This is a genomic window from Microbacterium sp. SSM24, from assembly GCF_025989145.1.
Lineage (GTDB): Bacteria > Actinomycetota > Actinomycetes > Actinomycetales > Microbacteriaceae > Microbacterium.
The window spans coordinates 635302-661300 of the sequence record NZ_JAPDNQ010000002.1 but is presented as its reverse complement, the minus strand read 5'-3'; the positions used below and the strand labels follow the sequence as shown (position 1 = coordinate 661300).

21 protein-coding genes, 1 tRNA gene and 1 pseudogene are annotated in these 25999 nt (G+C 70.0%); 21 read left to right on the top strand and 2 right to left on the bottom strand.

Annotation, left to right across the window (positions count from 1 at the left end; all coding sequences use genetic code 11):
* Positions 1-29 precede the first annotated feature (29 nt).
* The 7 genes from OL358_RS15080 (at position 30) to ndk (ending at position 9161) form a co-directional block, all read left to right on the top strand.
* On the top strand, positions 30-1013 hold the full coding sequence (locus OL358_RS15080; RefSeq protein WP_264710876.1) for an ABC transporter permease: 984 nt from the start codon (positions 30-32) through the stop codon (positions 1011-1013).
* Complete coding sequence (locus OL358_RS15075) at positions 1010-1822, top strand: ABC transporter permease (RefSeq protein ID WP_264710875.1); 813 nt, start codon at positions 1010-1012, stop codon at positions 1820-1822. Before OL358_RS15080 ends, OL358_RS15075 begins: the two co-directional genes overlap by 4 nt.
* Positions 1819-3366, top strand: coding sequence for an ATP-binding cassette domain-containing protein (locus OL358_RS15070; RefSeq protein ID WP_264710874.1), 1548 nt, complete (start codon positions 1819-1821; stop codon positions 3364-3366). The genes OL358_RS15075 and OL358_RS15070 overlap by 4 nt, the downstream gene beginning before the upstream one ends.
* 199 nt (positions 3367-3565) lie before the next feature.
* A complete protein-coding gene (gene ileS, locus OL358_RS15065) occupies positions 3566-6967 on the top strand; it encodes an isoleucine--tRNA ligase (protein ID WP_264710873.1) in 3402 nt (1133 codons plus the stop codon).
* A complete protein-coding gene (locus OL358_RS15060) occupies positions 6964-8322 on the top strand; it encodes a bifunctional folylpolyglutamate synthase/dihydrofolate synthase (protein WP_264710872.1) in 1359 nt (452 codons plus the stop codon). The genes ileS and OL358_RS15060 overlap by 4 nt, the downstream gene beginning before the upstream one ends.
* Positions 8319-8726 carry a DUF4233 domain-containing protein gene (locus OL358_RS15055; RefSeq protein WP_264710871.1) on the top strand — a complete coding sequence of 136 codons (408 nt, stop codon included), beginning with the start codon at positions 8319-8321 and terminating at the stop codon, positions 8724-8726. Before OL358_RS15060 ends, OL358_RS15055 begins: the two co-directional genes overlap by 4 nt.
* A 21-nt stretch (positions 8727-8747) precedes the next feature.
* A complete protein-coding gene (ndk, locus tag OL358_RS15050; protein ID WP_264710870.1) occupies positions 8748-9161 on the top strand; it encodes a nucleoside-diphosphate kinase in 414 nt (137 codons plus the stop codon).
* A 6-nt stretch (positions 9162-9167) separates the two neighbouring features.
* On the opposite strand, the gene OL358_RS15045 is transcribed toward ndk, so the two are convergent.
* Positions 9168-9770: a vitamin K epoxide reductase family protein gene (locus OL358_RS15045; protein WP_264710869.1), complete on the bottom strand. Its 603-nt coding sequence runs from the start codon at positions 9768-9770 to the stop codon at positions 9168-9170.
* A gap of 306 nt (positions 9771-10076) precedes the next feature.
* Between OL358_RS15045 and OL358_RS15040 the strand changes: the two genes are divergently transcribed.
* Positions 10077-12446: an Rne/Rng family ribonuclease gene (locus tag OL358_RS15040; protein WP_264710868.1), complete on the top strand. Its 2370-nt coding sequence runs from the start codon at positions 10077-10079 to the stop codon at positions 12444-12446.
* Positions 12447-12460: 14 nt separating this feature from the next.
* Here OL358_RS15040 and OL358_RS15035 read toward each other — a convergent pair whose 3' ends face one another.
* Positions 12461-12736, bottom strand: a complete 276-nt coding sequence (locus tag OL358_RS15035; protein WP_264710867.1) for a DUF4031 domain-containing protein — start codon at positions 12734-12736, stop codon at positions 12461-12463.
* 242 nt (positions 12737-12978) lie between these two features.
* On the opposite strand from OL358_RS15035, the gene rplU reads away from it, so the two are divergent.
* The 13 genes and pseudogenes from rplU to OL358_RS15865 all read left to right on the top strand — a co-directional run.
* The gene (gene rplU / locus OL358_RS15030; protein WP_264710866.1) at positions 12979-13287 is read left to right on the top strand and encodes a 50S ribosomal protein L21; all 309 of its coding nucleotides are present in this window, start codon (positions 12979-12981) and stop codon (positions 13285-13287) included.
* A gap of 20 nt (positions 13288-13307) precedes the next feature.
* Positions 13308-13565, top strand: coding sequence for a 50S ribosomal protein L27 (rpmA, locus tag OL358_RS15025; protein WP_056119621.1), 258 nt, complete (start codon positions 13308-13310; stop codon positions 13563-13565).
* Between the two features lie 98 nt (positions 13566-13663).
* Entirely contained in the window at positions 13664-15175 is a 1512-nt protein-coding gene (gene obgE, locus OL358_RS15020; protein WP_264710865.1) for a GTPase ObgE, read from the top strand.
* On the top strand, positions 15172-16002 hold the full coding sequence (proB, locus tag OL358_RS15015) for a glutamate 5-kinase (RefSeq protein WP_264710864.1): 831 nt from the start codon (positions 15172-15174) through the stop codon (positions 16000-16002). Before obgE ends, proB begins: the two co-directional genes overlap by 4 nt.
* Before the next feature lie 9 nt (positions 16003-16011).
* The gene (locus tag OL358_RS15010; RefSeq protein WP_264710863.1) at positions 16012-17271 is read left to right on the top strand and encodes a glutamate-5-semialdehyde dehydrogenase; all 1260 of its coding nucleotides are present in this window, start codon (positions 16012-16014) and stop codon (positions 17269-17271) included.
* A gap of 53 nt (positions 17272-17324) precedes the next feature.
* Positions 17325-17552, top strand: coding sequence for a hypothetical protein (locus OL358_RS15005; RefSeq protein ID WP_264710862.1), 228 nt, complete (start codon positions 17325-17327; stop codon positions 17550-17552).
* Positions 17553-17562: 10 nt separating this feature from the next.
* Complete coding sequence (gene nadD / locus OL358_RS15000; RefSeq protein WP_264710861.1) at positions 17563-18159, top strand: nicotinate-nucleotide adenylyltransferase; 597 nt, start codon at positions 17563-17565, stop codon at positions 18157-18159.
* Entirely contained in the window at positions 18156-19286 is a 1131-nt protein-coding gene (locus OL358_RS14995) for a hypothetical protein (RefSeq protein WP_264710860.1), read from the top strand. Before nadD ends, OL358_RS14995 begins: the two co-directional genes overlap by 4 nt.
* Positions 19286-19663 (top strand): ribosome silencing factor, encoded by a 378-nt coding sequence (gene rsfS / locus OL358_RS14990; RefSeq protein WP_264710859.1) that lies wholly within the window; start codon positions 19286-19288, stop codon positions 19661-19663. Before OL358_RS14995 ends, rsfS begins: the two co-directional genes overlap by 1 nt.
* Positions 19664-19734: 71 nt before the next feature.
* Positions 19735-19810, top strand: a tRNA-Ala gene (locus OL358_RS14985).
* 455 nt (positions 19811-20265) lie between these two features.
* Entirely contained in the window at positions 20266-23475 is a 3210-nt protein-coding gene (locus tag OL358_RS14980) for a DUF6923 family protein (RefSeq protein ID WP_264710858.1), read from the top strand.
* A gap of 43 nt (positions 23476-23518) precedes the next feature.
* Positions 23519-25039, top strand: a complete 1521-nt coding sequence (locus OL358_RS14975; RefSeq protein ID WP_264710857.1) for a SpaH/EbpB family LPXTG-anchored major pilin — start codon at positions 23519-23521, stop codon at positions 25037-25039.
* Positions 25040-25139: 100 nt separating this feature from the next.
* Positions 25140-25859, top strand: a pseudogene (locus OL358_RS15865) (class C sortase); the annotation flags it as partial.
* Positions 25860-25999 lie beyond the last annotated feature (140 nt).

The following is a 25999-nucleotide window of genomic DNA, read 5'->3' as shown; positions in this document are numbered from 1 at the left end:
GCGCGCCGGGAGGGCGGACGCGACGGGCGATGACGGCATCGCGGGCAGCAGTTCGGCGTCTCGCGCTTCGCGCGGCCGGGATCGCGGCATCCGTCGTCGTGGTGCTCTGGGGAGCGGCGACGCTGGCCTTCCTGGCATTCCGGGTCATCCCGGGCGATCCCGTCGACGTCATGCTCGGACCGCAGGCGCAGGTGAGCGAAGAGGTGAAGGCGGCCATCCGCGCCGACCTCGGCCTCGACCGGCCGCCGTTCGAGCAGTACGTCGCGTATCTCGGCCAGCTGCTGCGGGGAGACCTGGGGGAGTCGTACCAGCTGCGGATGCCGGTGACCGAGGTCATCGGCCGCCAGCTGGGTGCGACACTGCAGCTCTCCGCGCTGGCGCTGACGATCGCAGTGGTGCTCGCCTTCGCGGTGGCTCTGCTGGCGGGCGGCCGGGTCTCGCGCACGATCGCCGGCGGCGTCGAGCTCGTCGTGCTGTCTTCGCCGGTCTTCTGGATCGGGCTGCTGCTGCTGAGCATCTTCGCGTTCGGTCTCGGCTGGTTCCCCGTTGCGGGGTCGCGGAACCCGGCCACGATCGTCCTCCCCGCGGTGACGCTCGCGCTGCCCGTGGCAGCACTGCTCGGCCAAGTGCTGCGCGACGGCATCGAGTCCGCCGAGAACCAGCCCTTCGCGACGACCGTCCGCGCGCGAGGGGCGAGCTCCACGTGGCTGACGGTCCACCACACGCTGCGTCACGGCGCCACCGGTGCGCTCACGCTCGCGGCGTACCTCGTCGGCTCGCTGCTCGGCGGCGCCGTGCTCGTGGAGACCGTGTTCGCCCGCCCGGGACTGGGGCGTGTCACCCTCACCGCGATCACGGACCGCGACCTGCCCGTCATCACGGGGATCATCCTCCTCAGCGCGGTGGTGTTCGCCGTCGTGAGCCTGGTCGTCGAGCTGACGTACCCGCTGCTGGACCCCCGCCTGCGTCGTGCCCCCAGCGCCGGTGTCGTCCGTGAGAAGGCCGGCGCATGAGACTGTCGCGGCGGATCGCCCTCGCCGCGGCCCTCGCGGCCTTGGCGCTGATCGTCGCCGTCGCGTTCGCCCCGCAGCTGTTCGCCCTCTACGACCCGCTGCAGACCGACGTGCGCGCGGCGCTGCTGCCGCCCAGTGCCGCCCACCCGTTCGGCACCGACCAGAGCGGGCGTGACGTGTACTCGCGGGTGATCTACGGAGCGGGCAGGTCCGTGGGCATCGGCGTGCTGGCCACCGCTCTCGCGTTCCTGGTCGGCCTGACGATCGGGGCTCTGTCCGGGATCGCCCCGCGCCTCGTCGATGCCGCGGCGATGCGGGCCACCGACATCCTGCTGGCCTTCCCTGAATTCCTCGTCGCCTTGGTGGTCGTGGCACTTCTCGGACCCGGCCCGGTCAACGTCGCGATCGCCGTCACGATCGCGGCGATCCCGATCTACATCCGCCTCGCCCGGGTGCAGACGCGTACGCTGCGGCTCGCCGAGCATGTCGAGGCCGCGCGCATCCTCGGCGTACCCGCACCGCTGGCGTTCGCGCGCCACGTGGTGCCCGGCGTCGTCGGGGCGCTCAGTGTCCTGGCCACGATCGGCATCGGCTCCAGCATCCTCGCGGCAGCCGGCCTGAGCTTCCTGGGGCTCGGGCCGGCCGAGCCGAGCCCCGAGTGGGGCCTCATGCTCGCGGGCGGACGCAACGTGATCGGCCAGGCGTGGTGGGTGTCGGCGTTCCCCGGTGCGGCGATCTCGCTCACGGTGCTCGCCGCGACGGTGGTCGGGCGCAGTCTGCGCGCGCGTGCCGAAGGGAGCGGGCGATGACCGGGCTCGAGGTGCGCGGTCTCAGCGTGTCCTTCGGCGACGAGCGCGTCGTCGCCGGGCTGGACATCTCCGTGGCTCCGGGGGAGTGCGTCGCGATCATCGGCGAGTCCGGCGCGGGGAAATCGCTCACCGCGCGCGCGCTCCTCGGGCTGACTCCGCGCCAGGCAGAGGTGCGGGCCGAGCTGCTCGAGATCGCGGGGGTGGACGCGCGCAGCCTCGACGAGCGCGGCTGGCGACGACTGCGCGGATCACGCATCGCACTCGTCTCGCAGGATGCGCTCGTGTCGCTCGATCCACTCCGGCGCGTCGAGGCGGAAGTCGCCGAGCCGTTGAGGCTCCACGGTCCCCGGATGCCGCGCTCGGCCCTCCAGGAGCGCGTCGGCGCGCTGCTCGCCGACGTCGCGATGCCCGATCCGTCGCGGCGCGCGAGACAGTATCCGCACGAGCTGTCCGGCGGGCTGCGGCAGCGTGCGCTGATCGCGTCCGCCCTCGCGGGGGATCCGTCGATCCTGGTCGCCGACGAGGCGACGACGGCGCTCGATGCGACGGTGCAGGCCCGGATCCTCGCGCTCCTGCGCACCATCGCGGACCGCGGGGTGGCGGTGGTCTTCATCAGTCACGACTTCGCGGCGGTGCGCGGCGTCGCGGACCGCGTCCTGGTGATGCGCGGCGGACATGTGCTGGAGGCGGGCGCGACGTCCGACGTCTTCGCGGATCCGCAGCATCCGTACACGCGCCGGCTCGTCGCCGCCGCCGGGCACGTGCCGCGGCCGGGGTCTGCGGCCGACGCTCCCGTCCGGCTGGACGTGCGCGGCCTCTCGAAGGCGTTCGACGCGCCGGCCGTGCGCGAGGTCTCCTTCTCGGTGCGGCGAGGTCGCACCCTCGGCATCGTGGGGGAGTCGGGTTCGGGCAAGACCACGATCGCGCGCATGATCGTCGGGGTGGAGGCGCCGGATGCCGGCGAGGTACTCCTCGACGGACATCCGCCCACCCCCGCGACCCAGCGGAGGATCCAGCTCGTGCACCAGAATCCGCTCGGCGCGCTCGATCCCCGGTGGCGGATCGGCCGGTCGCTGTCTGAGGCTCTCGCTGCGGGCGGCGTTGCGCGAGCAGACCGTGCCGAACGCGTGGAGCGCCTTCTCGCCGAAGTGGAGCTCGACGCGTCGTTCGCAGGACGCCGACCTGCGGAGCTCTCCGGCGGGCAGCGCCAGCGCGCGGTGATCGCCCGCGCCCTCGCCTCCGCTCCCGAGGTGCTCGTGCTGGACGAGCCCGTGTCGGCGCTGGACCCGCTCGTCCGCGAGCGGATCCTCGACCTGCTGGCGCGGCTGCAGCGGGAACGCGACCTCACGCTCGTCTTCGTGTCGCACGATCTCGGTGTCGTCGCGGCCGTCGCCGACGACGTCATCGTGATGAAGGACGGCGCCATCGTCGAGCAGGGCAGCACCGCCCAGGTCTTCGCCGAGCCGCAGCATCCGTTCACCCGTGAGCTCCTCGCGGCGTCTCGGGCGGCGCCGTCGGGTGCGCCCGGGTCGGAGCCCGCGTAGACTGGCACGACCAGCATCGATCCGGCCATCACCGGGGAGCTCTCGGAAGAACACCCTTCGGGGTCACTAGAACCGAGCGGGGCAGGCCCGTCACAGCCGCAGTGAGAGAGGGTGTCCGCCCCGGCGGACGCCACGCGGGGTGGTACCGCGGCTCGCAAGAGTCGTCCTCGCAGGAAGCATCGCAACCTGCTGGAGTGACATGACCTACCCCAAGTCCTCGTTCGGACCCGCCGCCGACTCCGTCGTGTCGAGCCCGCGATTTCCCGCGATCGAACGCGACGCGCTCGCCTTCTGGGAGGCCGACGACACGTTCCGCGCGTCCATCGCGAACCGCGAGGGCGCCGAGGAGTGGGTGTTCTACGACGGCCCGCCGTTCGCGAACGGCCTCCCGCACTACGGTCACCTGCTCACCGGCTACGCGAAGGACCTGTTCCCGCGCTTCCAGACGATGCGCGGCAAGAAGGTCGACCGCGTGTTCGGCTGGGACACGCACGGTCTGCCCGCCGAGCTCGAGGCGATGAAGCAGCTCGGCATCACCGAGAAGACCCAGATCGAGGAGATGGGCCTGGCGGCGTTCAACGCCAAGGCCCGCGAATCCGTCCTCGCCTACACCCACGAGTGGGAGGACTACGTCACCCGGCAGGCGCGCTGGGTCGACTTCGAGCGCGGCTACAAGACGCTCGACACGTCGTACATGGAGTCCGTGCTGTGGGCGTTCAAGACGCTCCACGACAAGGGCCTCGCCTACGAGGGCTATCGTGTGCTGCCGTACTGCTGGCGCGACGAGACGCCGCTGTCGAGCCACGAGCTGCGCATGGACGACGACGTGTACAAGATGCGCCAGGACCCGTCCGTCACCGTGACGTTCCCCCTGGTCGGCGCGAAGGCCGAGGCGCTGGGGCTCACCGGCGTGCGGGCGCTCGCGTGGACGACGACGCCGTGGACGCTGCCGACCAACCTCGCGCTCGCCGTCGGACCCGACATCCGCTACGTCGTGCTTCCCGGCGGACCCGCCGGAGCCGCCGACGTGCACCACGCGCCCGACGGTCACGCGGATGAGCCCGCCGAGGCGTACGCGCACCGGTACCTGCTCGCCGAGGAGCTGCTCGCCGGGTACGCGAAGGACCTCGGCTACGAGTCGGCCGACGCCGCGCGTGAGGCGATCGTGCAGACCGTCGTGGGCTCCGAGCTGCAGGATGTCGCCTACGACCGGCTGTTCGACTACTACGCGGATGCCGCGACCTGGGGCACCGCGGACGCGTGGCGCATCCTCGTGGACGACTACGTCACGACCGGCGACGGCACCGGCATCGTCCACCAGGCGCCGGCCTACGGCGAGGACGACCAGCGGGTGACCGAGGCCGCCGGCATCCCGCTCATCACGAGCCTCGACGACGGCGGACGGTTCCTGCCGCAGGTGACGGATGTCGCCGGCGAGCTGTGGATGGATGCGAACACGCCGCTCGTGCGACTGCTGCGCCAGTCGGGCCGGCTGCTGCGCCTCGCGAGCTACGAGCATTCCTATCCGCATTGCTGGCGGTGCCGGAACCCCCTGATCTACCGCGCGGTGTCGAGCTGGTTCGTGCGCGTGACCGACCTCAAGCCTCGCCTGCTCGAGAACAACGAGCAGATCACCTGGGTGCCCGAGAACGTCAAGCACGGTCAGTTCGGCAAGTGGCTCGAGGGCGCGCGCGACTGGTCCATCAGCCGCAACCGCTACTGGGGCTCGCCGATCCCGGTGTGGAAGAGCGACGACCCCGAGTACCCGCGCATCGACGTGTACGGGTCGCTCGCGGATCTCGAGCGCGACTTCGGCCGCCTGCCGGTGAACGCTGCGGGCGATGTGGACCTGCACCGTCCGTTCATCGACGAGCTCACCCGCCCGAACCCGGACGATCCCACGGGGCGCAGCACCATGCGTCGCATCGAGGACGTGTTCGACGTGTGGTTCGACTCCGGCTCGATGCCCTACGCGCAGGTGCATTACCCCTTCGAGAACCACGACTGGTTCGAGGAGCACGCGCCCGCCGACTTCATCGTCGAGTACATCGGGCAGACGCGCGGCTGGTTCTACGTGATGCACGTGCTGTCGACGGCGCTGTTCGACCGCCCGGCATTCACGGGCGTCTCGTGCCACGGCATCGTGCTCGGCAGCGACGGGCAGAAGATGTCGAAGTCGCTGCGCAACTACCCCGACGTCAGCGAGGTCTTCGACCGCGACGGCTCCGACGCCATGCGCTGGTTCCTCATGGCGTCGTCCGTGCTGCGCGGCGGCAACCTCGTGGTGACCGAGGAGGGGATCCGCGCCGGCGTGCGCGAATTCCTGCTGCCGCTGTGGAACACGTGGTACTTCTTCGCGACCTATGCCAACGCAGCCGGCGGCCCCGACGGGGTCGGGTACGAGGCATCCTGGCGCACCGACTCGACCGACGTGCTCGACCGCTACATCCTCGCGCTCACGGGCGACCTCGTGCGCGACGTGGCGGCGGACCTCGAGGGGCTCGACTCGACCACGGCCGCCGCGCGGCTGCGCGACTTCGCCGAGGCCCTGACGAACTGGTACATCCGCCGCTCGCGCGACCGCTTCTGGGTCGGGGTGTCCGACGACCCGAAGAGCCGCGAGGCCTTCGACACGCTCTACACGGTGCTCGAGACGCTCACGCGCGTGGCCGCGCCGCTCATCCCGCTGGTCTCCGAGCGCGTATGGCAGGGACTCACCGGCGGCCGCAGCGTCCACCTTCAGGACTGGCCGGACGCGGCGGCGTTCGCCGGAGCCGACGACATCCGCGCCGCGATGGACGCGGTGCGCCAGGTGTCCAGCGTCGCGAACGCGCTGCGCAAGAAGGAGGGCAAGCGCGTGCGCCTGCCGCTCGCGCAGCTCACCGTCGTGGTTCCGGATGCCGCGTCCCTCGCGCAGTTCGAGGGCATCCTGCGCGACGAGCTGAACGTCAAGTCGGTCGACCTGGTCGAGCTCGACGGCGACGTCGCCGAGCGCTACGGCATCAGCAAGCGGCTCAGCGTGAATGCGCGGGCGGCCGGACCGCGCTTGGGCAAGCAGGTGCAGCACGTCATCGCCGGTGCGCGCGCCGGCGTGTGGGAAGAGGTCGACGGCGTCGTGGTCGTGGACGGCGTCGCCCTGCAGGAGGGCGAGTACGAGCTCACCCTCGAGGCGGGCGGCGTCGACGAGGGCACGGCGATCGCACTCCTGGCGGAGGGCGGCTTCGTGCTGCTCGACACGACGACCACTCCCGCGCTCGAAGCGGAGGGCCTGGCACGCGACGTCGTGCGCGCCGTGCAGGACACCCGTAAGGCCGCCGGCTTCGAGGTCAGCGACCGCATCGACCTGCGCCTCAGCTTCGACGATCCCGACGACGCGGCCGCGGTGGCGAGCGCGTTCGCGGTGGCGGATGTCGCGGGCGAGACGCTCGCGCTCGACTACTCGGTCGTCGGACCGGACGGCACGGCGCTCCTGGCCGGTGGCGCCGTCCTCGCCGGGGCCGTCGCGCTCCCGAGCGACCTCGTCCGCACGCACGCGGCGGGCGATTTCGCCAACCGCGGCGCGTTCCGCGTCGAGGTGACGAAGGTGGAGGCATCCGCATGAGCGACCGCGACATCGCCCGCGCCGACGCCGTGTACGCGGCGCTCCTGGAGCGGCAGGGGGAGCGCTGGGTGCAGCCTCGCGTGGAGCGCACCCGACGCGTCCTGGAGCTGCTCGACGATCCGCAGAAGACGTACCGGGTCGTGCATGTCACGGGCACGAACGGAAAGACGTCGACGAGCCGGCTCATCGAGAGTCTGGTGCGCGCGCACGGCCTGCGGACCGGCCTCTTCACGAGCCCGCACCTCGAGCGGTTCACCGAGCGCATCATGGTCGACGGCGAGCCCATCGCGGATGCCGCGGTCGCCGACGCCTGGGACGAGATCCAGCCCTTCGTCGGCCTCGTCGACGCCGAGCTCGAAGCCGCCGGCGACGCGCCGCTCACCTTCTTCGAGCTGCTCACCGTGCTGGCGTTCGTCGCCTTCGCGGATGCCCCGATCGACGTGCTCGTGCTCGAAGTCGGCATGGGCGGAGCCTGGGACTCGACGAACACCGCCGATGGCGACGTCGCCGTGTTCACTCCGATCGACATCGATCACGCCGACCGCCTCGGCGAGACGATCGCCGAGATCGCGTCGGTGAAGGCGGGGATCATCAAGGACGGCGCGGCCGTCGTGTCCGCACGGCAGGATGCCGCGGCCGAGGCCGTGCTGCGGGAGGCCGCCGCGTCCCAGGGCGCGACGATCGCATTCGAGGGCACCGACTTCGCACTCGTCGAGCAGCGGCTGGCCGTCGGCGGCCAGCAGATCACGGTGCGCGGGCTCGCCGGCACCTACGAGGACGAGTACCTCCCGCTGTACGGAGCCCACCAGGGCTTCAACGCGACGCTGGCGATCGCCGCGGTCGAGGCGCTCATCGGCGGCGCCGCGCAGCCCGTCGCGGGCGACGTGCTCGCAGACGGTCTCAGCCAGGCGACCGCCCCCGGCCGGCTGCAGCTGGTCGGCATCGCACCCACGGTGCTCGTCGACGCCGCGCACAACCCGCACGGGGCGGCGGCGCTGGCGACCGCGCTGCGCGAAGCATTCGACTTCGACGAGTGGGGCGTCGTCCTCGGCGTCTTCGCCGACAAGGACGCGGCGGGGATCGTCCGCGCGCTGGCACCGATCGCGACGCACGTCTTCGCGACCTCGCCGGCGTCGGACCGCGCCGAAGAGGCCGACCGGCTCGCCGACCTGGCCGAAGCGGAAGGACTGCCCGTCACGGTGCACGACGACCTCGCGCAGGCGGCCGAAGCCGCGCGCTCGTGGGCGGCGGCATCGGACCGGCGTGCGGTCGTGATCGCGGGCTCCGTCGTCCTCGCGGGAGAGGCGCTCGCCCTCGCGGACGCCGAGGCATGGAAGAGCGGGTGGGACGCGTGAGCGCCGCCGAGACTCCCGCGCCCCGGACGCGCCGGCCCCGTGGGGCGGCCGAGTCCCTCGCATCGATCGTCCTCGCCTTCGAGTCGATCATCGCGTTCCTGGGCGGGCTGGTGATCTACGGCCTGCGCGCGCTGCCCGAGCCCATCGCGCCGTGGTGGGGGATCGTCGCCGGCACGGTGGTCGCCGTCCTCATGATCCTGACGACGCGCTTCCTGCGATACGCGTGGGGGATCGCCCTCGGCTGGGTGCTGCAGGTGGTCGTGGCGCTCGGGGCGTTCCTCGTGCCGTCGCTGGCGATCGTCGCCCTCATTTTCGGCGGCATGTACGCATATGCGACGATCAAGGGAGCGGCCCTCGACCGGCGCAACGCCCGACTCGCGGCGAACCCTGCAGAAGAAGCCTGACCGGCGGAAACGGAGACCTCCATGGCCACCGAAGAGACCCTCGTCCTCGTCAAGCCCGACGGAGTCGCGCGCGGCCTGACGGGCGCGATCCTCGCCCGCATCGAGGCGAAGGGCTATTCGCTCGTCGACATCCGCCTCGTCGAGCCGGACCGCGGCACCCTCGAGCGGCACTACGCCGAGCACGAGGGGAAGCCGTTCTACGAGCCGCTCCTCGAGTTCATGATGTCGGGACCCTCCGTGGCGATCCGCCTCGCCGGCAACCGCGTGATCGAGGGCTTCCGCTCGCTCGCCGGCACCACCGATCCGACCACCGCGGCGCCCGGCACGATCCGCGGCGACCTCGGCCGCGACTGGGGCCTCAAGGTGCAGCAGAACCTCGTGCACGGGTCCGACAGCCCGGAATCCGCGGCCCGCGAGCTCGGCATCTGGTTCTGACGCGCGCTAGAAGAGGTTCCCGAGCACGTCCAGACGGATCTGGGCGATCACGGCGATGATCGCGTAGCTGACGACCGCCATCAGGGGCACCCATCCCATGAGCGCCTCGGCGCGGCGGCGCGCGCGGGGTCCGACGGGGACGAACCCGGCGCGCAGCACGTGGAGGGTGACGACGTAGAACGTCGGGATCGTGACGATCCACGTGACCATGCACCACGGGCACAGGGTGCCCAGCACGAAGATGCTCTGCGCGATCAGCCAGATCACGAAGACGAACGCGCACAGCATCCCGAGTTCGAACAGCCACCAGAACCAGCGCGCGAACCGTGCGCCCGCGAGCATCGCGACGCCGACGACGATCGGCGCCACCCACCCGGTGAGGCCGAGGATCGGGTTGGGGAAGCCGAACACGCTGCCCTGCCACGACTCGAGGTTCGCGGTGCACTGCACCAGGATGCTGAAGTCGCACGAGGCGATCGCGTCAGGATCCGCCAGGAGGTGGAGGCGCTCCATCGTCAGCGAGAAGGCCGCCCACCAGCCGATCGCGCCGGCGATGATGAGCCACACGGCCATGACCGTGTGACGCGGGTGCGAGGGGGTCTCGGGCATGCTCCGGATTATGGCATCGGGGGCTGAGCGGATGCCGCGTACCGGGCCGTGCCAAATCACCGGCGCGCCGCCGACGAGCATTCGGCGGGCGAAAGTGCGATAATGGTCTCCGATGTGCCGCGGCCGCGCCGCGACGCTCATCACCAGAAGACTTCAGGGCGACGAATGCCCTTGGCAGCGAGAGCTCCCGCCGCATGAGCCGGGAACCCGTTGCAGACCGAGTGAGTTCGCGGCACCGCAGGTGCGGCACCGCAAGAGATTTCGCCGGGCGGCGCGCGGAGCCGACCCGCAGGGAGCAAGCCAGTGATGGCCGATGGCAACGATGAAGACCTCACCCCGCAGACCGGATCGGATGCCCCGCTAGCGCCAGACGCAGCGGGCGACGATCTCGCCGCGGCCGAGACCGACGCGGTGATCGAAGCGGTCGAGGTATACGAAGAAGGCGCCCCGGCGCCGACCACCGACGCGCCGGAAGCGGATGCCGCTCCCGACGTCGCCGAGACAGAGACATCCGCACTCGAGGCCCCGGTCGTCGAGCCGGAGGCGCCCGCCGCCGAGCCCGAGGCGCCGGCCGCTGAGCCCGAGGCGCCGGCCGCTGAGGCCGCCGAGCCCGAGGCTCCCGCCGCTGAGCCCGAGCCCGACGCTCCCGCCACGGCGGTCTCGCTGGGCCTGCTGCCCGAGGTGTTCGTGTCGGCGGTGTCGACGCAGCTCCTGTTCTACGCCCCCGAGGTGATCGCCCTTCCCGCGGTCCCCGACGCCGAGCCCGAACAGGAGCACGAGCAGTCGACCTCCTCACGCCGTCGCAGCCGCCGTCGCGGGGGAGAGGGCCGGGACGAGGCATCCGAGCCGTCGCAGCCTCGTCAGCGCGCCGTCGAGCTCATCACCGAGCCGCAGCGCATCAAGGGCTCCACGCGTCTCGAGGCGAAGAAGCAGCGCCGTCGTGACGGCCGCGAGGCCGGTCGCCGCCGCGCCGTGGTGACCGAGGCGGAGTTCCTCGCGCGCCGCGAGTCGGTCGACCGCGTGATGATCGTGCGGTCCAAGAACGGCCGCATCCAGATCGCGGTGCTCGAAGACAACGTGCTCGTCGAGCACTACGTCGCGCGCAACCAGGACGCCTCGCTCATCGGCAACGTCTACCTCGGCCGCGTGCAAAACGTGCTCCCGAGCATGGAGGCGGCGTTCGTCGACATCGGCCGCGGCCGCAACGCGGTGCTGTACTCGGGCGAGGTCGACTGGGATGCGGTCGAGACCGGCAACCAGCCGCGCCGCATCGAGCTCGCGCTGAAGTCCGGCGACAGGGTGCTCGTGCAGGTCACGAAGGATCCGGTCGGCCACAAGGGCGCCCGTCTCACGAGCCAGATATCGCTCCCCGGCCGCTACCTGGTGTACGTGCCCGGCGGCGCCATGAACGGCATCTCGCGCAAGCTTCCCGACACCGAGCGCGCTCGCCTGAAGAAGATCCTCAAGGAGGTGCTCCCGGAGTCCTCGGGCGTGATCGTGCGCACCGCGGCCGAGGGCGCCACCGAGGAACAGCTGACGCGCGACGTCCAGCGGCTCACCAGCCAGTGGGAGCACATCAGCACGCAGGTCCAGTCGATCCAGGCTCCCGCGCTGCTGCACTCCGAGCCCGACCTGCTGGTCAAGATCGTGCGCGACGTCTTCAACGAGGACTTCTCGAGGATGCTCATCCAGGGCGAGGACGCGCACCACACGATCACGAAGTACGTCGAGAGCGTCGCGCCCGACCTGCTCGAGCGCGTCGAGGCCTACGAGGGCGATCGCGACCCGTTCGACCAGTTCCGCGTGACGGAGCAGATCGAGAAGGCGCTGGACCGCAAGGTGTGGCTGCCGTCGGGCGGCTCGCTCGTGATCGACCGCACCGAGGCGATGACCGTCGTCGACGTCAACACGGGCAAGTTCGTCGGCTCCGGCGGAAACCTCGAAGAGACCGTCACCAAGAACAACCTCGAGGCGGCCGAGGAGATCGTGCGCCAGCTGCGCCTGCGCGACATCGGCGGCATCATCGTCGTCGACTTCATCGACATGGTGCTCGAATCCAACCGGGATCTCGTGCTGCGCCGTCTCGTCGAGTGCCTGAGCCGCGACCGTACGAAGCACCAGGTCGCCGAGGTGACCTCTCTCGGACTCGTCCAGATGACGCGCAAGAAGCTCGGACTCGGCCTGCTCGAGACCTTCAGCGAGGCGTGCGAGGTGTGCGCGGGACGTGGCGTCATCGTGCACCACGACCCGGTCGTGAAGCACCGCGGATCTCAGGCTTCGGCCGGATCGTCGTCGTCCTCGGGTCGACGTCAGCGCGGCGGCGCCCAGCAGCCGAGCGCCGGCGGCGGCTCCAACGGCACACATGTGATCACCGAGGGCGCGAAGTCCGCGCTCGCGCAGATCGCGGCATCCACCATTCATCACCACGACGAGGTCCCCGTCGAAGCGGCCGCTGTCGCGGAACCGCCGGTGGAACGGCCGAAGAAGGCGCGCAAGAAGCGCGGCGAGTCGGCCAAGGCCAAGCCCGTGCCGAAGACCGAGACGGACATGCTGCTCGACTCCGTGCTCAGCGCTCTCCCCGAGCCGAAGGCACCGGGTCAGGGCCGTTCGCGTCGCCGGGTCACCACCGCCGCCCTCACGGGCACGCCGGTGGCGCACACGCCGAACGAGGAGTGACGTCGTCGCGCCGGCTAGCGGCCGGCGCGGCGCTCCCGCGCGGTGATGCGGAGTCCTGAGGCGATCAGGCGGCGCACCAGCTCGTGGCCGCTGACGTGCTCGGCGCCGGCCGCGACGAGGCGTGCGTGCGCCTCATCGGGGACGTCGTAGTGGTCGCGGTCGAAGCCGCGACGGGGGATGCCGTTCGCTGCGGCGAACGCGTGGAGCTCGTCGAGATCCGAATCGCTCACGAGGTGCGCCCAGAGTCGGCCGTGCGCCGGCCAGCGCGGATCGTCTATGAGGATCGCCACTCCGCGATCCTACAAAGACGGCGCGCGCGACACGGTCTGGTCGCGCTTTTGCCGTTGGTCGCAGCATCCGGTAAAGTAGTCCTTTGGTGCGTCCCGTTTCGCAGGATGATGGCGATGCCCGACAGGCTCAGCAGCCCGCTGGAGCCGTCGCTGCCGCACCAGGACTTCCTCTTCTCGCAAGGGCAGAGTCTCGCAAAGACAACCGGAGCCGTGCGCTCCAATCCAGTAGAAACAGGTGTGAAGTGGTTTACGCAGTTGTGCGCGCCGGTGGCCGGCAGGAGAAGGTGCAGGTCGGCACCATCGTCGTGCTCGACCGCCAGAAGGCGAAGATCGGCGACTCGATCGAGCTGCCCGTCGTGCTCCACGTCGACGGAGACACCGTCACGACCGATGCCGACAAGCTCGCGAAGGTGACCGTCACCGCCGAGGTTCTCGGCGAGGAGCGCGGCCCGAAGATCGTGATCCAGAAGTTCAAGAACAAGACCGGTTACAAGAAGCGCCAGGGGCACCGTCAGGACCTCACGCGCGTCAAGGTCACCGGCATCAAGTAAGTCCAGGAAGAGACGCAGAGATGGCACACAAAAAGGGCGCAAGCTCCACCCGTAACGGTCGTGACTCCAACGCTCAGCGACTGGGCGTGAAGCGCTTCGGCGGCCAGAAGGTCCTCGCCGGCGAGATCATCGTCCGTCAGCGCGGCACCCACTTCCACCCCGGCGCCAACGTCGGTCGCGGTGGCGACGACACGCTGTTCGCTCTCGCAGCGGGCGCGGTCGAGTTCGGTCAGAAGGGCGGCCGCAAGGTCGTCAACATCGTGGCGGCCGCGGAGTAATCCACGCGCTGCGCATTTTTCGAGGAAGGGGCGGGCTTCGGCTCGCCCCTTTCCCTTTACTCTGGGCCTGACCCAGACCGCTTCGTGAGGGGGAACACATGGTCACGTTCGTCGATCGTGTGACGCTGCATCTGCGCGCCGGCAAGGGCGGCAACGGCTGCGTGTCGGTCAAGCGCGAGAAGTTCAAGCCGCTGGCCGGCCCCGACGGCGGCAACGGTGGTCATGGCGGCGACATCGTGCTCGTCGCCGACCCTCAGGTGACGACGCTCCTCTCGTACCACCACTCGCCGCACCGCGCCGGAGGCAACGGCGGCTTCGGCATGGGCGACCACCGCTCCGGCGCCGCGGGCGAGGCGCTCGAGCTCGCCGTCCCGGTGGGCACCGTGGTGAAGGATTCCGAGGGCGAGACGCTCGTCGACATGATCGACGCCGGAATGCGGTTCGTGGTCGCTCCGGGCGGCATCGGCGGTCTCGGCAACGCGACGCTGGCCAACCCCAAGCGCAAGGCCCCCGGCTTCGCCCTGCTCGGCACTCCCGGGTGGGAGGGCGACGTCCTCCTCGAACTGAAGACGGTGGCGGATGTCGCGCTCGTCGGCTTCCCGTCCGCCGGCAAGTCCAGCCTCATCGCGGCGATCTCGGCCGCTCGGCCCAAGATCGCGGACTACCCGTTCACCACGCTCCACCCCAACCTCGGAGTCGTGCAGGCCGGCGACACCCGGTACACGGTCGCCGACGTCCCCGGACTGATCGAAGGCGCGAGCGAGGGCAAGGGCCTCGGCCTCGAATTCCTCCGCCACGTCGAGCGCTGCACTGCGCTCGTCCACGTGCTCGACTGTGCGACCCTCGATCCCGGCCGTGATCCGCTCACCGACCTCGACGTGATCCTCGCCGAGCTGGGCGCCTACCCGGTTCCCGAGGGTCAGACCCCGCTGCTCGACCGCCCGCAGCTGATCGCCCTGAACAAGGTCGACGTCCCCGAGGCGAAGGATCTCGCCGACCTCGTCCGTCCCGAGCTCGAAGCGCGCGGTTTCCGGGTGTTCGAGATCTCGACGGTGAGCCACGAAGGTCTTCGCCAGCTGACGTTCGCGCTCGGCGACATCGTCGCGGCGCATCGTGTCGAGCTGGCGAAGGCGCCCGCGCCCGAGCGCATCGTCATCCGTCCCAAGGGGTCGCAGAAGGAGTTCTGGATCCGCGTCGAGGGCGGCACGTACGGCAACATCTACCGGATCCTCGGCGAGAAGCCCCTGCGATGGGTGCAGCAGACCGACTTCCAGAACGAAGAGGCCGTCGGCTATCTCGCCGACCGGCTCGAGAAGCTGGGCGTCGAGGACGAGCTGTTCCGCTCCGGGGCGACACCCGGGGCGACGGTGGTCATCGGCGAGGGCGACGGGATCATCTTCGACTGGGAGCCGTCCGTCAAGTCGACGGCCGAGCTCGCGACGGCGCCGCGCGGTACCGATCCCCGCCTGCTCCAGAGCTCGCGGCGCACGACGTCCGAGCGCCGCGAGCGCTACCACGACATGATGGATGCCAAGGCCGAGGCTCGTGCGGAGCTCGAGTCCGAACGCATCGCCGGACCCCGTTGGGACGACGAGGGCGACGACGCGTGAGCGTGATCGAGCGCGAGAGCCTCGCGTCGGCACGCCGCGTGGTCGTGAAGGTCGGCTCGTCGTCCATCAGCGGCGAGAACACGGAGAAGATCGGGCCGATCGTCGACGCCCTCGCTGCGGCGCACGGTCGCGGCACCGAGGTCGTCCTGGTCTCGTCCGGCGCGATCGCGACCGGGATGCCCTACTTGATGCTCGACGCGCGTCCCAGCGATCTCGCCACCCAGCAGGCGGCGGCCGCGGTGGGGCAGAACGTCCTCATCTACCGCTACCAGGCTGCGCTGCGACCGTTCCAGATCGTGGCCGGGCAGGTGCTGCTCACCGCCGGCGACCTCGAGAACCCGACGCACCGGTCCAATGCGCGCCGCGCGATGGAACGGCTGCTGGGCCTGCGGATCCTGCCGATCGTCAACGAGAACGACACCGTCGCCACCCACGAGATCCGCTTCGGCGACAACGACCGGCTCGCGGCACTCGTTGCCCAGCTGATCGGCGCGGATGCGCTCGTGCTCCTCAGCGATATCGAGTGCCTGTACACGCGACCGCCGGACGAGCCGGGAGCCGTCCCCATCCCGCATGTGGCGTACGGGGATGACCTCCACGGGTTCGAGTTCGGCTCCGTCGTCGTCAACAGCGTCGGCACCGGGGGCGCCGCCACGAAGGTGTCCGCGGCGAGGCTGGCTGCGGCATCCGGTATCGGAGTCCTCGTCACGAGCGCGGATCTCGTGGACGAGGCGCTCACCGGCGCTGAGATCGGAACGTGGTTCCAGCCGAACCCCGAGCCGACGGCGCCCGCCGCGACCGGTCCGGTGCGCACCGCCCATCGATAAACTGGGCGGATGACCACCACGGCCACGACCGCCCGCGAACGGATGCTGCTCGCCAAAGAGGCCTCCCGCAGCGTCGGTCTTCTCGACGACGCGCGCAAGCGCGAGGCGCTCCACGCCATCGCCGACGCGATCGAGCAGTCCGCGCCGGCCGTGGTCGCCGCCAACGCCGAGGATCTCGAGCGCGGCCGGGCGACCGGTCTGTCCGTCGCACTGCAGGACCGGCTGCGCCTCGACGAGCCGCGTGTCGCCGCGCTGGCGGCGGCGGTGCGCGACATCGCGGCGCTGCCCGATCCTGTGGGACGGGTCCTCGACGAGAGGACGCTCGCCAACGGCGTGGAGCTGACCAAGATCGCTGTGCCCTTCGGTGTGGTCGGCTCGATCTATGAGGCCCGGCCGAACGTCACCGTCGACATCGCCGCGCTGGCTCTGCGTTCGGGTAACGCGGTCGTGCTCCGCGGGGGGTCGGCCGCCGAGAAGACCAACGCGGCACTGGTGCGTGCCATGCGCGGCGCCCTCGCCGAGCAGGGGATCGATCCCGAGGCGATCCAGACGGTCGACGAGTTCGGTCGCGAGGGTGCGCGCGAGCTCATGCAGGCTCGCGGCGTGGTCGACGTGCTCGTGCCCCGCGGAAGCGCACAGCTCATCGAGACCGTCGTCACCGAGTCATCCGTGCCCGTCATCGAGACCGGCGCGGGAGTCGTCCACATCGTGCTGGACGCGAGTGCGCCCCTGGACTGGGCGCGCGACATCGTCGTGAACGCGAAGGTCCAGCGCCCGAGCGTGTGCAACTCCGTCGAGACCGTGCTGGTGCTGGCGGATGCCGCCCCCAGCCTCGTTCCGCCGGTCGTCGCCGCCTTGCGCGAGCGGGGGGTGACCGTGCACGGGGATGCCGTCGTCGCGGCCCTCGCCGAGGGGGTCGTGCCCGCGACCGAGGAGGACTGGCAGGCCGAGTACCTGAGCCTCGACATCGCGGTGCGCGTCGTCGACGACCTCGATGAGGCGCTCGACCACATCCGGCGCTACTCGACCCACCACACCGAGTCGATCATCACCCGGGATGAGGCCAACGCCGAGCGCTTCCTGGCAGAGGTGGACTCCGCCGTCGTCATGGCCAACGCGTCGACGCGCTTCACCGACGGGAGCGAGTTCGGCTTCGGCGCCGAGGTCGGGATCTCGACGCAGAAGCTGCACGCGCGCGGGCCCATGGGCCTCACCGAGCTCACCAGCACGAAGTGGCTCGCGCGAGGCGTCGGACAAGTCCGCGCCTGAGCGCCTAAACTGAACAGCAGCCCGCCAACCGGCGAACCCGAAACGGAGCCCGAATGACCATCGCCACGATCGTCGCCCTCGCCGCGGAAGAATCCGAGCACCACGGCAACGTCGCTCTCGAGACCGTCGGGTTCGGCATCGTCGCGGTCGCGATCTTCGCAACCCTCGCGATCGTCACGCTCTCCTATCGCAACGTGGCCAACCGCCACGCGCACAAGGCGGAGGCATACGCGGCGGCCCACGCCGACGACATCCAGCACCGAGCGGGGCACGGCCACTAGGCCGCACTGCATGTCGGTGACGGGAGCCCCGAGAGTCGGGGTCATGGGTGGGACGTTCGATCCCATCCATCACGGCCACCTCGTCGCCGCCAGTGAGGTCGCGCAATGGTTCGACCTCGACGAGGTCGTCTTCGTCCCGACGGGGGAGCCCTGGCAGAAGGACGGCGTCTCGCTGAGCGAGCACCGCTATCTCATGACCGTGATCGCGACGGCATCCAATCCCCGATTCACCGTCAGCCGTGTCGACATCGATCGCTCGGGACCCACCTATACGATCGACACACTGCGCGATCTGAAGGCCGAGCGGCCCGACGCCGAGCTGTACTTCATCACCGGTGCCGACGCGATAGCGCAAATTCTCAGTTGGAGGGACCATGATGAGTTGTGGGACCTCGCGCACTTCGTCGCGGTATCCCGTCCCGGCCACGTGCTCAGCACCGATGGACTGCCCAGTGAAGACGTGAGTCAGCTCGAGATCCCTGCTCTCGCCATCTCGTCGACAGACTGCCGGGACCGGGTAGGTCAAGGACACCCGGTGTGGTACCTCGTGCCCGACGGGGTCGTCCAATACATTGCGAAGCATCATCTCTACCGGAGCAAGGAATGAGTAAAACCGAGCAGCCGGCGAATCAACCGCTGACACGCAAGCAGATGCGGGAGATCCGCAACACGGGGTCGACGCCCGTCATCACCGCCGAAACCGTGGCCGAGGCCGCGGCCCCTGTCGACGAGCTCGACGAGGCGACCTTCGTCGTGGAATCTCTCGCGCCCCCGCCCGCCGCGGAATCTCCGGCGTGGCAGCCTGTGACCTTCACGCCGCTTCCGCGCGCCGCCGATCCCGTGGTGGTCGCCCCCGCTCCCGTCGCCGACGCATCGGTCGACCTCGGCGCATCGCCGCTCACCCGGCGCCAGGCGCGTCAGCAGGAGCGCATCCGCACGGCATCCGTTCCCGTCATCACCCCCGAGGTCGCCGCAGCCCACACGGCGTCCCTCGCCGCCGCGGGATCCACCCCCGCCCTGACGCGCGACCAGCCGGTCGCGCCCAGCAGCGGCATGCACGACCTCTTCGGGCTCGCGACGGCTCCCGCCCCCGTGATCGCGGCGGCCGAACCGGAAGCGCCCGCCGATCTCGAGGCTCCCGCCGACCTCGACGACACGCCGGTCGTCGAAGATTCCGAGCCCGGGTCGCCCTGGGAAGAGCTCAGTGCCGACGTCGATCAGACGGACGCCAAGAACCAGGACCGCGTCGTGAACCCGCTCCTGGGGGCGGGGCTCCTCGCCGGAGAGCCCGAACAGGCCGCGCTGCCCGCGTCGTTCGATCAGCTGCTCTCGCGATCGACCGGAACCGTCTCGATGCCCAACGCGCTGATCCTGTCGCAGGCGCCCGAGATGGCGCCCATCTCCGCACCGATGAGCGCGACGGGCGAGGTGCTCATCACCGGCACGCTCAACCTGCCCGAGGGTCTCGGGTCGACCGGTCACGCGCTCGGCACCGCCGACGGCAAAGAGGTCGACGCGACACTCATCGACGGCGAGCTGCCTGCGCACTCCTCCCCGACGCCGATCGCGGCCAGCGCCGCGATCAGCACGGTCAAGTCCGCCGGTGAGGTCATCCGGCCGCCCGTGCCCGAGAAGGGCAGCAAACTGATGCTCACGCTCGCGATCACGGCCGGTGCGCTCGCGCTCGCGCTCGTCGGCGTGCTCATCCTCGCCTTCGTGACGGGATCACTGTGATGACGGCATCCGCTCAGTCCCACGACATGCTGCAGATCGCGGCGATCGCCGCCGACGCCAAGGGCGGCGAGGAGCTTGTGGCGCTCGATGTCTCGGAGCCGCTCCCGCTCGTCGACGTGTTCCTGCTCGTGACCGGGCGCAGCGAGCGCAACGTCGCCGCCATCGCCGACGAGGTCGAGGACCGGCTTCTCGAAGCCGGGCACAAGCGACTGCGCCGGGAGGGTCGCAAGGAGGCCCGCTGGGTCCTGCTCGACTTCGGTGACCTGGTCGTGCACGTGTTCCACGAAGAGGAGCGCATGTACTACGGACTCGAGCGCCTGTGGAAGGACTGCCCGGTCGTCCCGATCGAGATCCCCGCGCGCACTGCGGCGGAGTGAGACACCGGTTCGGAGCACCCGATCCGGTGTTGTAAGCTGGTCTAGTTGCCCCGCGAGGGGCGGCGAAATCCGGGCCTGTGGCGCAGCTGGTAGCGCACCTGCATGGCATGCAGGGGGTCAGGGGTTCGAGTCCCCTCAGGTCCACCAAAAAGCCCCCGAGCGATCGGGGGCTTTTCTCGTCTGGGCGTCCACCAGCCCACCCGCGTGACCGCCCTGTCCCTTCTCCCGAAGCCGGCGCCTCCGCCGGCTCGGAGCACGCAGCGCGGTGCTCGCATCTCATGTCGCTCCGGCGCGCGCCCCGCGCAGGATTCGTCAACCCCCATCAATAGGGGAGTTCTCTTCGCCGAAATTCCGCGCATCAGTGCATTCAGCCCCGGAATCACACGGCTGCAGATCGCGTAACAAAAGCGAAATCACCGCGCTGTTTCCGCGCATTTATCGCATTCCTTATGGTTCTGGGGCAGTTCGACGAGGTGTCTGGGCGACGGAAGTCGGCACCGAACAGGCGAACCGGGGAGGAAGACGTGGACACGTCATCGACGCGTGCGCACCGAGCGCACACCAGAGGCACAGCGCGTGCGACGGCTCGACGCCGACCGGCCGTGCTCACCATCGCTGCCATCGCGGCAGCCCTCGTTCTCGCCCCGTTCGGCACCTCGTCGCCGGCAGCGGCCGCCCCGGGGGACGCTTTCGATCCGACGGCTGCGCGCGTCTTCGTCACCCAGGACGTACCCAGTCGTCTGTACACCGCTGTCCAGGGAAACGGATCGATCACGCTGCAGCCCGATGGCGCCGCCGCAGCGATCGGGTACAACGCGGTCGGGTTCAACTCGGCGGACAACTACCTCTACGGGATCCGCCGCGACACCGGTTTCCGGACCGTACTCGTGAGGATCGGGCAGGGCGGAGTGGTCACGAGCCTCGGGAGCGTGACGGGACTTCCCGCGCCGCCCGGGTCCGACATCTACAACCAGGGCACGTTCGGCTCCGACGCCACCGCCGACACGCTGTACGTGCGCGGCTCGCAGTCGCCCTCGGGTCAGATGTGGGCCGTGAACGTCACGACGCGGGTGGCCACCCTGGTCACGCTCTCGGCATCCGTCCCGAACCTCTCGGACCTCGTGTGGAAGGACGGCTACCTGTGGGGACTGAACACCAATGACGTGATGTATCGGATCAACCCGACGACCGGCCAGGTCTCATCCTGGGCCACGGGACTCGGGTTCGGCGGCACCTTCGGCGCGCAGTGGGTCTACGGGAACGGCAACCTCGGACTCGCCGAGAACACCTCGGGAACGGTCTACCAGGTCGCGATCACCAACCCGACCGGTGCGACGCCGACGTTCTCGCGCGTCTCGGCGACGACCGGTCCCGCGTCCGCCAACAACGACGGCGCGTCGACGCCGGGCGTCGACGTCGACCTCGGGATCGTCAAGTCCGGACCCGCTTTCTACACGCCCGGCTCCGCCATCGCGTACACCCTCACGGTTACCAACCATGGTCCTGGCGCCTCGTCGGGAAGCCAGGTGACCGACGCCCTTCCGACCGGGGTCACGAGCGCGTCGACCCCGACGCCCGGATGTGCGATCGCGGCAGGGGTGCTGCGCTGCGCGCTCGCGGGCTTGGCCGTCGGCGCGACCCAGACCATCACGATCAACGCAACGGTGACCTCCGCCACGTCCGGCGCGCTGACGAACGCCGCGCGCGTCGTCGGCAACGAGCGCGACCCGAACCCCGCGAACGACCAGAGCACGACGACGGCTCAGACCCGCCCCGCCGCGTGTGTCGCCGTCCCGGTGTGGACGAACACCGCCGACGGTCTTCAGCAGTACGACCCCACGACATTCCAGCTGATCTCGTCCGTTCCTGTGGAGCGGGAGTACGGCGATATCGCCTGGAGCAGCAACGGAAGCGTGCTGTACGCGGTCGACTACGACGGCGGCACCAGTCAGGCGCCGGTCCTTCGCACCATCGACCCCGCTACCGGCGACGCCCTCACGGCTGTTCCCATCACGGGCCCGATTCTGACCCAGGGCACCGTCCCCGGGTTCGGCACCGGGCTGTGGAGCCTCAACGCGCTGACGGCGATCGATGAGAACACTCTGCTCGTCGGCTCCTACTCCTCGAGGGCGATCTTCCGCCTCGACGTGCGCACCGGCGTCACAACGCTGTGGACGCAGTTTCCCAGTCAGATCAGCGCCGCCGGTGACTTCACCGTTCTTCCCGACGGAGACATCCTCGCCTTCGGTGTCCGCCCGCTCGATGGCAACCTCTCGGACTCGCGAGTCTTCCGCATCCACACGAACGGCACGCTGACCCAGATCGGCACCGTGCCGGCCATGTGGGGTGGAGCGCAATCCGGCGGCTACTTCTACATGGCCGCGCCCGCGGGCCGGATCAACCGCATCGCGCTCGCCACGCTTCCCACCACGAATGTCGGAGCGCTCTCGTACACCACCGTCCTCTCCGGCGGACCTCAGTTCTGGGGCGCGAGCGCCGTGCAGGATGCCGGTGAGTGCGTCGGACTGACCATCACCAAGACTCCGACACCCGCGGTGATCACCGGTCCGGGTGAACTGATCACGTATGAGTTCGTCGTGAAGAACATCGCGGACGTGCGCGTGGAAGCCATCGACGTCACCGATGTGCAGCACGCACCGGCCAGTCCATTGCTCTCGGGCCCGACCTGCCCGCAGACGGCCCTCGAGCCGCACACGAGCATGACCTGCACGGCCACCTACATCGCAACCGTCGCCGACGTCGACCACGGCCGCATCGACGACACCGCTTCGGCCTCCGGCACGACCGTGGACGGGCGCGACGTCATCTCGAACGAGGCGACGGCGACCGTGATCGCCGAGCCGATCCTCACGTGGTCGCTGGCGAAGACCGCCGCGGTGGCCGGGGTCGTCCTCGAGGACGGCGCGATGGTCGATCCGGGCGACGTCCTCACGTACACGGTGACGATCACGAGCGACGCAACCGTCGACATCGACGGGGTCACCATCGTCGACGACCTGACCGCGGTGCTCGACGACGCCGCCTTCGTGGCAGGGTCGGCGACGCTCACCGTCGGTGCGGGTTCACCGGTCGTCGTCCCCGAGCCGGTCGGCGGCGAGCTGACCGCGGGTCCGTTCACACTCCCGGCCGGCGCGACCGCCACTGTCACGTATCGCATCACCGTCGCGGATGACGCCTGGTCGCGGACGCTCACGAACACCGTCACGGGGACGGCAGGCGAGCCTGGCGATCCGATCGAACCGGAACCCTGCACCGACGAGTGCACGACCGCGCAGGTCACACCGACACCGGTGCAGATCCAGAAGGTGGGGGAGGCGTCGACGGGCGCGGTCGTCCCGATGGACGGCTCGGCATGGGCGATCTGGGATGCCGCGACCGGCGGCACGGCACTCGTCGGCTCGGTGCCGTCGGCCATCTCGGGCGGTTCGGCCGTCACGGGCCTGTTCCGTGACGTGTCGCTGCCGGCGGGGTCCTACTGGCTCGAGGAGACACGCGCCCTCGATGGCTTCGCGCTGCTCTCCCACCGCGTGCCGTTCACCATCGGTGCCGACGGCGCTGTGAGCCTCGGAGCGGATGTATCCGCCAACGTGACGCTCGTCCAACTCGACGGAGTCACGACGATTCGCGTGAAGGACGTCCCCGCTCTCGATCTGCCCGAAGCGGGCGGTCCCGGCCGGGCCGGGCTGTACGCCCTCGGTCTGATCCTGCTCCTCTCCGGAGTCGCCTCCGGAGTCCTCATCCTCGCGCGACAGCGGCGATCCGCAGACGCCGCGCGTGAGCCTCGGGCGTAGCAGCGCCCGCCGAACACCCGAGAACCTACACAAGGGGGAAGAAATGAAGACAGAGAATCCTGGGCGGCGCAACTGGCGCGCCGGGGTGATGGCGAGCGCCGCAGCAGTGCTCCTGGCGTTCGGCGCCGCGGCACCGGCATCCGCTGCGCCATTGGTCGACCCTGATGAGGTCGGATCGATCACCGTCCACAAGCTGGAGGCGCCGGAAACGCCGACCGGTCTGCCGAACAACGGCACGCAGGTCGACACGACCGGACTCGATCCGCTCGCAGGCGTCGAGTTCCGGGTGCGACAGGTCACCGGAGTCGACCTGTCGACGAACACCGGGTGGGTGGACGCCTCGGACCTGGCGGATGTCTTCGACGCCGCCGATCCCGATGGATCGATCACCGGGGCCGGTTACGCGCTCGGCGCCGGAGAGTCGCTGCTCACCGATGCCGCCGGCGAGGCAGTGTTCTCGAACCTGCCCGTCGGCCTCTACCTGGTGGAGGAGACGAGCTTCCCGGCCGGCGTGACGCCGTCGGCGCCGTTCCTCATCACCGTCCCGCTGACCGACCCGGAGAATCGCGACACGTGGTTGTATGACGTGCACGTCTACCCGAAGAACGCCCTCACGACCGCGACAAAGACCGTCGAGGACGCGGATGCGGTCAGGCTCGGGGACGAGGTGACCTTCACGATCACGGCTGACATTCCGAACGCCGATCCCATCGACGGCTATCGGATCGTCGACGTGCTCGACCAGAAGCTGGACTATGTCGCCGCAGCGGTGACGCTGGCTGACGGGACCGCTGTCGCCGAGGGCACCGACTACACGATCACCCACGATCCTGCCTCCCGCACGGTGACGGTCGACTTCACGGCGGCCGGACGAGCGATCCTGGCGGCGAACAACTCCACCCGCGTCGTCGTCGACATCATCACGACGGTCAACACGATCGGCGAGATCTCGAACCAGGCGCTCGTGTACCCGAACGCTGCGAGCTTCGACATCGACCCGGGGGAGCCGGGTGGGCCTACGATCACTCCCGAGGTGGAGACCCGCTGGGGGAACGTGACGGTCGAGAAGGTGGGCGCGGACAGCACCCCGCTGACGGGCGCCGTGTTCCAGGTGTTCACCACGGCGGCGGATGCGGCGGCGCAGACCAACCCGGTCTCGATCGGCGGTGTGACGGAGTTCGAGGTCACCGATGCCGACGGCACCCTCACCATCGAGGGTCTGCGGTACAGCGACTTCGCCAACGGCGCCACCGTCGCCCACGGCGACGCCGGCTACCTGCAGTACTACCTCGTCGAGGTGCAGGCACCGGATGGGTACGAGCTGCTCGCAGAGCCCATCGAGTTCGTCGTGACCGCGGGGACGACGGACTGCGTGCCCGGAGTCGGAAACCCCGGTGGCTGCCAGCACACGATCGACCTGACCGTGACGAACGTGCCGCACAACGGCGGGTTCGAGCTCCCGTTCACCGGTGGTGCCGGAACGGGTCTGCTGTACCTGGTCGGCTTCGGTCTCCTTGCCGGTGGAGTCGTGTTCCTCGTCGCAAGGCGTCGTAGCAACGCTTGACCCACCCAGACGGCGGTTCCCAGGCCGCCGTCGTCCCGAGGGGGCGGCTCCTCCCCAGGCCGCCCCCTCCTTCTCCGACTTCTCTTCGCGAAGGACGATCATGCTCACGACCGAGCAGACCCTGCCGCTTGCGTCGACGACTCCGTCGAGGCGCGCGCTCCATCCACGCACCGGGAGCCGCTGGGTTGCCGCCAACGTCGTTGTCGGGTCGATCGTCCTGGCCGGTGCAGGGCTTCTCGCCTACCCGTCGCTCGCGGGCTGGTTCAGCGACGTGGCCCACGCGTCGACCGTGTCCGGCTATGCGCGGCAGGTGGCGGACGCTACTTCAGCCGAAAGGGAGGCCCTGCTCGACGGCGCGCGCGAGTACAACCGGAATCTGCCGGACGGCCCGCTCCGTGACCCGTACATCCTCAACGAAGAGGGTGGGACGGTCGCCGTCGAGGAAGGGCGCGAGACGTACCTGAGCCGATTGTCCCTGACGCCCGATTCGCCCATGGCGCGCATTCGGATCCCGGCCATCGGCGTGGACCTCCCCGTCTACCACGGCACCGAGGAGCGCACGCTGGCTCGCGGGATCGGGCACCTGTACGGGTCCGGCCTCCCTGTCGGCGGTGACGGCACTCACGCCGTGCTGACCGGTCACTCGGGCATCCCCGAATCCACCCTGTTCACCGACCTCGACCGACTTCGGATCGGCGATGCGTTCATGGTCGACGTCGCCGGCGAGACGCTGCTCTACCGCGTGGATCAGATCGAGGTGGTGCCGCCCGACGACGGTGACCTGCTCCGTCAGGCGCCGGGTCATGACTACGTCACCCTGCTCACGTGCACCCCGACCGGCGTCAACACGCATCGGCTGCTCGTTCGCGGTGAGCGCGTGGACGACGGCGACCCCGCGGCGGACGAGATCGCGCTGCAGGCTCCGCCAGCGGCCCCCGCGGTTCCTTGGGGTGCAACGGG

Excerpts from the sequence above, each read along its gene's own strand:
- ndk (WP_264710870.1), top strand. The coding sequence starts at position 8,748 with ATGGCCACCGAAGAGACCCTCGTCCTCGTCAAGCCCGACGGAGTCGCG.
- OL358_RS15005 (WP_264710862.1), top strand. The coding sequence starts at position 17,325 with ATGACCATCGCCACGATCGTCGCCCTCGCCGCGGAAGAATCCGAGCAC.
- nadD (WP_264710861.1), top strand. The coding sequence starts at position 17,563 with ATGTCGGTGACGGGAGCCCCGAGAGTCGGGGTCATGGGTGGGACGTTC.
- rpmA (WP_056119621.1), top strand. The coding sequence starts at position 13,308 with ATGGCACACAAAAAGGGCGCAAGCTCCACCCGTAACGGTCGTGACTCC.
- OL358_RS15010 (WP_264710863.1), top strand. The coding sequence starts at position 16,012 with ATGACCACCACGGCCACGACCGCCCGCGAACGGATGCTGCTCGCCAAA.
- rsfS (WP_264710859.1), top strand. The coding sequence starts at position 19,286 with ATGACGGCATCCGCTCAGTCCCACGACATGCTGCAGATCGCGGCGATC.
- ileS (WP_264710873.1), top strand. The coding sequence starts at position 3,566 with ATGACCTACCCCAAGTCCTCGTTCGGACCCGCCGCCGACTCCGTCGTG.
- OL358_RS15045 (WP_264710869.1), bottom strand. The coding sequence starts at position 9,770 with ATGCCCGAGACCCCCTCGCACCCGCGTCACACGGTCATGGCCGTGTGG.
- OL358_RS14995 (WP_264710860.1), top strand. The coding sequence starts at position 18,156 with ATGAGTAAAACCGAGCAGCCGGCGAATCAACCGCTGACACGCAAGCAG.
- OL358_RS15070 (WP_264710874.1), top strand. The coding sequence starts at position 1,819 with ATGACCGGGCTCGAGGTGCGCGGTCTCAGCGTGTCCTTCGGCGACGAG.
- OL358_RS15040 (WP_264710868.1), top strand. The coding sequence starts at position 10,077 with ATGGCCGATGGCAACGATGAAGACCTCACCCCGCAGACCGGATCGGAT.
- OL358_RS15075 (WP_264710875.1), top strand. The coding sequence starts at position 1,010 with ATGAGACTGTCGCGGCGGATCGCCCTCGCCGCGGCCCTCGCGGCCTTG.
- obgE (WP_264710865.1), top strand. The coding sequence starts at position 13,664 with ATGGTCACGTTCGTCGATCGTGTGACGCTGCATCTGCGCGCCGGCAAG.
- OL358_RS15080 (WP_264710876.1), top strand. The coding sequence starts at position 30 with ATGACGGCATCGCGGGCAGCAGTTCGGCGTCTCGCGCTTCGCGCGGCC.
- OL358_RS15060 (WP_264710872.1), top strand. The coding sequence starts at position 6,964 with ATGAGCGACCGCGACATCGCCCGCGCCGACGCCGTGTACGCGGCGCTC.
- OL358_RS14975 (WP_264710857.1), top strand. The coding sequence starts at position 23,519 with ATGAAGACAGAGAATCCTGGGCGGCGCAACTGGCGCGCCGGGGTGATG.